2 rRNA genes are annotated in these 1,953 nt (G+C 51.0%); both read right to left on the bottom strand.

Features of this window, described 5'->3' with window-relative positions:
* A 5S ribosomal RNA gene (gene rrf / locus ACQ4WL_RS27570) occupies positions 1 to 109 on the bottom strand; the annotation flags it as partial.
* A 138-nt stretch (positions 110 to 247) separates the two neighbouring features.
* Positions 248 to 1,953, bottom strand: a 23S ribosomal RNA gene (locus ACQ4WL_RS27565); the annotation flags it as partial.

Raw genomic sequence — 1,953 nt, 5'->3', positions numbered from 1 at the left:
GACGATAACCTACTTTCACACTGGTTGCAGCACTATCATCGGCGCAAAGTTGTTTCACGGTCCTGTTCGGGATGGGAAGGGGTGGGACCAACTTGCTATGGTCATCAGGCATAACTTGTACTGGCATTTGTCCTCAATGGAGCAACAAAGCCTGAATCTGGAAGAAGCAAAGATTGGGGTAATGAATCGTAGTATCAACAAACGCACAACGTTGTACCGTCTTATCCTCTGTACCTGCTAAGGTTATAGGGACAAGCCGTACGGGCAATTAGTACTGGTTAGCTTAATGCATTACTGCACTTCCACACCCAGCCTATCAACGTCCTGGTCTCGAACGACCCTTCAAAGAGCTCAAGGCTCTGGGAAATCTCATCTCAAGGCAAGTTTCCCGCTTAGATGCTTTCAGCGGTTATCTCTTCCGAACTTAGCTACCCGGCAATGCCACTGGCGTGACAACCGGTACACCAGAGGTTCGTCCACTCCGGTCCTCTCGTACTAGGAGCAGCCCCCTTCAAATTTCCAACGCCCACGGCAGATAGGGACCAAACTGTCTCACGACGTTTTAAACCCAGCTCACGTACCACTTTAAATGGCGAACAGCCATACCCTTGGGACCGGCTACAGCCCCAGGATGTGATGAGCCGACATCGAGGTGCCAAACTCCCCCGTCGATATGAACTCTTGGGAGGAATCAGCCTGTTATCCCCAGAGTACCTTTTATCCGTTGAGCGATGGCCCTTCCATACAGAACCACCGGATCACTATGTCCTACTTTCGTACCTGCTCGACTTGTCAGTCTCGCAGTTAAGCACGCTTATGCCATTGCACTATCAACACGATGTCCGACCGTATCTAGCGTACCTTCGAACTCCTCCGTTACACTTTAGGAGGAGACCGCCCCAGTCAAACTGCCTACCATGCACTGTCCCCGATCCGGATAACGGACCAAGGTTAGAACCTCAAACAAACCAGGGTGGTATTTCAAGGTTGGCTCCACGAGAACTAGCGTCCCCGCTTCAAAGCCTCCCACCTATCCTACACAGATTGGTTCAAAGTCCAATGCAAAGCTACAGTAAAGGTTCATGGGGTCTTTCCGTCTAGCCGCGGGTAGATTGCATCATCACAAACATTTCAACTTCGCTGAGTCTCGGGAGGAGACAGTGTGGCCATCGTTACGCCATTCGTGCAGGTCGGAACTTACCCGACAAGGAATTTCGCTACCTTAGGACCGTTATAGTTACGGCCGCCGTTTACTGGGACTTCAATCAAGAGCTTGCACCCCATCATTTAATCTTCCAGCACCGGGCAGGCGTCACACCCTATACGTCCACTTTCGTGTTTGCAGAGTGCTGTGTTTTTATTAAACAGTCGCAGCCACCAGTTTATTGCAACCCTTTCACCCTTCTGGAGTAAACCAGTCAAGCTACCGGGGCGTACCTTTTCCCGAAGTTACGGTACCAATTTGCCGAGTTCCTTCTCCCGAGTTCTCTCAAGCGCCTTAGAATACTCATCTCGCCCACCTGTGTCGGTTTGCGGTACGGTCTCGTATGACTGAAGCTTAGAGGCTTTTCTTGGAACCACTTCCGATTGCTTCGTGAACAAGTTCACTCGTCTCAACCCCTTGAATTGCGCACCCGGATTTGCCTAAGTGCCTTCTATGAGCCAAAAACCAACTATTCCAACAGTTGGACAACCTTCCGCGATCCGTCCCCCCATCGCATCATACGACGGTGCAGGAATATTAACCTGCTTCCCATCAGCTACGCATCTCTGCCTCGCCTTAGGGGCCGACTCACCCTGCTCCGATGAACGTTGAACAGGAAACCTTGGGCTTACGGCGTGGAGGCTTTTCACCCCCATTATCGCTACTCATGTCAGCATTCGCACTTCTGATACCTCCAGCATCCTTTACAAGACACCTTCGCAGGCTTACAGAACGCTCTCCTACCATAT

Origin of the sequence: Janthinobacterium kochi (genome assembly GCF_051380715.1) — a bacterium.
Taxonomy (GTDB): Bacteria; Pseudomonadota; Gammaproteobacteria; order Burkholderiales; family Burkholderiaceae_D; genus Janthinobacterium.
This window is presented reverse-complemented; position numbering and strand designations above follow the sequence as displayed.